Below are 431 nucleotides of genomic sequence, written 5' to 3'. Positions count from 1 at the left end.
GCTCTGGAGCGCCTTTTTCCACAGAAACAGGCACAGGTGCGGCATCCGAGGCAAAAATCGTATAGGAACCGGGAATTAACGTACTTTCGCCTTTTGTGTTAATAGTCTCAAAAAACGTCGAAAAAAGGGCAAATTCCACAGTTTTTGACCTTCCGGCGGGTATAAAAACACGCCGAAACCCCTTAAGCGAGGCAAAAGGCTCATTTTCCTCCCGATTATCCCTGGAAATATACAATTGTACTACCTCTTCGGCATCTCTTTTACCGGTATTGGTTACGGTTACTTCTGCCTTGACACAACCCCCTGCTGAAAGCGTATTTATAGAAAGATTTATTGAATCGAAGCGGAAATTGGTATAGGAAAGCCCAAAACCAAAGGGATACAGGGGTTTTTCCGTCATATATCGATAGGTGCGCCCCTTCATGGAATAA

General features: G+C 44.5%; 1 protein-coding gene. It reads right to left on the bottom strand.

What is annotated here, in order from left to right; all coding sequences use genetic code 11:
• Positions 1-400 (bottom strand): fibronectin type III-like domain-contianing protein (locus ACYVRH_RS14710; RefSeq protein WP_461257608.1); only part of this gene is annotated, 400 nt, incomplete at its 3' end.
• Positions 401-431 lie beyond the last annotated feature (31 nt).

The sequence above is a fragment of the Treponema sp. R80B11-R83G3 genome (assembly GCF_054786115.1).
The sequence above is the reverse complement of the archived record's forward strand: the minus strand, read 5'-3'. Positions and strand labels throughout refer to the sequence as shown.